4 protein-coding genes are annotated in these 4,955 nt (G+C 38.0%); all 4 read left to right on the forward strand.

Features of this window, described 5'->3' with window-relative positions:
* Positions 1 to 297: OmpA family protein (locus OU793_RS23525; RefSeq protein ID WP_274647865.1), on the forward strand; the 297-nt coding region annotated here is incomplete at its 5' end.
* Between the two features lie 3 nt (positions 298 to 300).
* Positions 301 to 3,078, forward strand: coding sequence for a hypothetical protein (locus OU793_RS23530; protein ID WP_269666180.1), 2,778 nt, complete (start codon positions 301 to 303; stop codon positions 3,076 to 3,078).
* A gap of 256 nt (positions 3,079 to 3,334) precedes the next feature.
* The gene (locus OU793_RS23535; RefSeq protein ID WP_131162787.1) at positions 3,335 to 3,985 is read left to right on the forward strand and encodes a hypothetical protein; all 651 of its coding nucleotides are present in this window, start codon (positions 3,335 to 3,337) and stop codon (positions 3,983 to 3,985) included.
* Positions 3,986 to 4,056: 71 nt separating this feature from the next.
* On the forward strand, positions 4,057 to 4,416 hold the full coding sequence (locus tag OU793_RS23540; protein WP_127914002.1) for a hypothetical protein: 360 nt from the start codon (positions 4,057 to 4,059) through the stop codon (positions 4,414 to 4,416).
* Positions 4,417 to 4,955 lie beyond the last annotated feature (539 nt).

A 4,955-nucleotide genomic window follows, 5' to 3' on the forward strand; every position in this document is an offset into this window, starting at 1 on the left:
GAAGTGCAAGTCAACGAAGCATTGCTGCGCGCGGTTGACGACATCGGCACCACTCAGCAAATCATTGTTGTTGGACATACTGACAGTACAGGTAGCGCAGCGTACAACATGGCGCTCTCGCTGCGTCGCGCCGTAGCCATTAAAGACTTCATGGTATTAAAAGGCATACCAGAGAACAACATTTTGGTTCAAGGGCGAGGTGAAGAAGAGCCTATTGCTTCCAACGATACTCACATAGGTCGAAATCAAAACCGTCGAGTCGAAATTCGATATCACGTTGTGAAGGCAGAGGAATAAACGATGTATTGGTTAAAAGTAATTTTCTATTCAATTATATTGACCCTGGCAGGGTGCGGTGGAGATAGTGCTCCTAACAATAATAATTCAGGTGGTTCGGATGGAGGCGGTACAGAAGTCACGCCTCCAACCATTCCACCAAGCTCAAAGAGCATTCGGGTGATGGATTTTCATTTGACATTTGATACCAACACGGAAATTGATGCGTTAAACGTCAATTTTTCAACTTTTGTGTCATCAATGGAAGGAAAACATTTGTCCTTAACAAAGGTGGAACCGCTAACTAAGGATAATCAATGTCAAGTGTTAAAAATACAATCTCGCTTAATTCAGTTCGCGATATCCCCAAAGATAGCTAAGACATGTAGCTATCGTTATACAGTTACAGATGGAGAAACTTTTGAGAGTGCTATAGGTAGAGTCACTACCACCTCTAAAAAAAGAGAAAGTGCAGTACGAGAGGCGTCGTCTACTACCGACTTGCCCTTAGTGTCAAAGTCAACAATAGTAGGAAATTCTTTAACATTCAACTTGGCGGATGAGCTGAGCTCCGAACTATCAAAAATGACTAATCCCATGTTCTCTGAAGCTATTGTTGCTTATGGAACTGGAGTACCAATAATAGATGAAACAGGTAGCGTAACTTATAATGCTATAGAGGCGGGATACTCGTTAACATATTTTTACATACTTGATGATAACAATACATCAGACGATAAAAGTGATGATGTAATCTATAATGGTACGTTAGTTATAGACATTTCAGGAATAAAGAACAATCCTCCGAACATAAATACACCAGAGGATTATCCGAAACGGCTTCAAACAGGCAGCGAAGCTGTTATCGATGTAACTCCATATATCTCTGATTTAGAAGGAGATGACGTTCAATTGGTTCATGTTCATGCTGAAAATATTGATGTAGAACTTACTTCACCATATGATGTAAATAATTTATCTTTTAATGCAATGAGCAACAAGCTCGGTCTGTACACGGTCTACTATACTGTATATGATCATGAAGATAACGGTTTTAGCTCAGGGCAATTAAACCTAACATTCGTTGAATCACGCGCAGGAAAAGTACGTTTAGGTTTCAATTCGCTACTAAAAGTTTATGAAGGCGGCTCTATTGGTGGTATATCCTCCTCCTCACATTTCATCGACAATGTAAAAAAACTGAGCGAATATCTAACGAACAATAATGTAAAAGCCACAGACATAAAATCAGTAGGTCTAGATGCATTTTTAATAAATCTTAGTAATGGTGAAAGTGCCATATTATCATCAGCAAGTAATTCTGATAGTTATAAAATACTACCCGAGTCATTTATTTATGATTGGGTGTATTCTTTTCAGAAACTACATTTAGGATGGGGCCTTATTGGTTATACATACAACCCATCAGATTCATCTATTACAGCAATAAATCAAATAGTTGGAACATCTGCAGCATGTCCGAAGGATTATATAAGCAAATTCAATGCTAGTGAATATAAAAACAATGTGGAGAGTTGGTATATTGTTGAAAATGGTACCCGAAGTACTGGTTTAATATTAAAGCATAAAGGTGAAGAGACTTTAACTATCATCAAACCTTGCACGGCTGAATCATTTTCAATCCCTGCACCAACAGTTAATTATGAACGGTGTATGTTTATTGATGATGTCAATATCTCTTGTTTAACTTCTGACCATAAACTGAAAATGCTGTTCGAAGATTCTACCACTGAAGCGGTGGACTTTATCAAGAACTTAATTAAATTGGATATCACAATTTCAAAGATTCAATTAGTTGGTTCAAAAATATATGTATTAGATACTGATAAGCGTTTGCATGTGTTCGCGGATAACGCAACTTATGCTAACGACGACGATAATAAAGTTGGAACACTTGAGATTCCAAACGTAATTAACTTTGTAGCTTCTAGTTATTATTTTGACTACTGGTTAGATGACGAAAGCTTTCATGGAGTAGGCTATAACGCAATTCAAGAAGACGGTCTTTCAAGTGGAAAAATGGTAGATGTAAGCCTTGATTTCAACAAAATAAAAGACATTAAAAATAACATTCAACAAGTTTACCGAAACTCATCGACGTTATTATTTATAACCAAAGACGAAAAAATTTACACTTTTTCTCATCTAGGGTTGATTGAAGAAACTTCAATTAATTTATCCGAAGTGAAATCTATTGTTAGTGATAACACATCAATGTCGAGCGGAGCTAATACAGCATACACCGGACAAGGACGAAACGTGTTCATTGTAAATTTAAATAGTGAAAGTGACAAATGGCGAGTATTGGCTCCATTATCCTCGTTAATACCTACTTATAATTGTTCGGTTCCAGTATTAAATTTAGATGATGATGAATCCTTACTTGTTAAGTCACCTTGCATTTACTGGGGATTTAAATTTAACGGTGCTATAACAATGTCGGGGAGTTCGGAGTTATATGCTTTTCCCGAGGAATTGTTTTCTGATTCTGATTTTTTGACCGACTTGATTGATTTGGATAATGATGGCATGAGTAATGACGTTGAAATCTCGGACTGTAGCTTATTAGACTCAACGATAAATAATGAGTATCCATGTAGTTCTTATTTTTTGAATGACTCCGATTATGATGCGGTTAACGATGCGTTGGAAATGCTGTATTCTCATTCTGATTCTTTTAAATCTGATTTTAGCCATAATAAGGATCGACATGTACTTCCTGGAACATCAGACGCTTATAAGGACATAAATAGTAATGGTGTTAGTGACAAATTCGATTAAAAGAGTTTTGTAAATTCACTTAAACACACTCATGGAGGGGAGGGTTTCGCCCTCTTGCCTCCTTGAATCATCAAATAAAAATAAGAGTTAAATACGTTTGATTTTTTGCTCTAATATATTTAGATATATCACAAAAAATATGGTTGTGCCGATAACGGCATGCTTCATTATTAGTACTCGGTTTTGGTTTTCATGAAGATCGATCAGGTCTCGATATCCGTTATTTTCACAAGAACTAATGAAAGGAATTTGTACGATGAATAAACATTATTCATGTTGCCTAGCTGGGATATTATTGATGTTGTCGTGGGCAACTTCAGCGCAATCTCTTACCATTGAAGATGCCGTTAGCTTTTGGAAGTTAAATGGTCAGAAGTTTTCTCACATCCAAATGTGCTCATCGTTAGAAGGTAAACGACAAGAACAACAAAGCATTTTTTTTGTATCAACATCTTGTGTATTGAGTGAATTTGCTACTTATGTATTAGCCAAAGAGTGTCAAGCGTCCTCACCAGTCAATCAAATTGGCATTTTTCAAACGGAAAATCAAAAAGAACTGATGCGATTTACCGTCTCACCTGAAACCTGTCGATTGGTGAACGCACCTTTCTCCCTCCCTAGTCGTCAAAAGGTTGATCAACAACCAGAGCGGACACCGCTGACAAACAATATCAATCCAAAGCGCAAGCGCGCTTATGTCATTCAATTCTTTTCAGGCCAAGTTCCTCCAAGAGAAGGGGTAAATAAATGCGTAGGCATCCCCCTCTATATCCATGAAGTCAATGGTACGTACTACTTATTCAGTCAACTTTTTAATCAATACAGACAAACAAAGGAAGTTTTCAACTCACTAAAAAGAAGATGCCCAGAGACATCTATGTGGATACGCCCAGTTACCGCATCTTAGATATGAAACTACAGACAAATGTGAGGGCACTATGCAGACTAAATTACACGACTTTATGACAGTAAATGCGTATGGCGATTGAACCAGATAAATATGTACCTGAACTGCATCGGGTCTTGTTATCCACATTGGATGAACTCGTTAATCAGATAGAGTTTGATGAATCATTGTCGTTTTCAGTGATGATGCCAATTATTATGGCTACTCGAATGCTAGAACTGGGAAATACACTAGAACAAGGTGGTTTGTGTTTGTGTCAAATCGCGCATTGTTGCCGAGTCATGGGGGCTTTGGATAATGCGTTTTATCGCTCGTCCCCGCTTTTTGTTCATTGCCTGCAAGCGATAAGTGAACTTGGCCACCATTTAGATTGGTATCCGAGTGCGATTACTCGTTGGCAGAATTTTGCTAAAGGCCACTCACTTCAATAGATGATGGTGTTTTTACAAACCTCTGCAGTATTCGGTTAGGTACACAAGAAACTGTGCCATTACCGTTCATTAATACAGAGAATACCCATCCACGTATTAATTAAAAGGGTATTGGAATCAAATTAGTAACCGAATTGAGCAGCGTTTAATGCAAAGAAACCACCATCTTGAACCACTCCCGTTATGTCGAATGGCAAACACCTTCTTATGGTGGATTTAGTCTGGATAAGCTAGGAGTGATTGAATACTTGAATGGCTATTTCGTGGTGCACACGGTTCTCATCATTGCTTTGGTTCGTGGGCAGGAAACTTCGGTAGTGTCCAGTGCAAATATATCGATGTTCAACTGGGTGCTGAATACAAAGTTGCACTTCAAAGAATTAGATGGACAAGGAATGTTGACACGGTGATTCAACGAATCATGATGACATTAGTCAAACAATTAATCCGGAGCTTATATCACCACCTACGGGATTCAGCTGCAACGTATTTATTGAAGTTGTAGCCAATGTGTCCACTGACAGCAAAGCTCTCATCAT

The sequence above is a fragment of the Vibrio sp. VP6 genome (assembly GCF_028823755.1).
Classification (GTDB): Bacteria; Pseudomonadota; Gammaproteobacteria; order Enterobacterales; family Vibrionaceae; genus Vibrio; species Vibrio parahaemolyticus.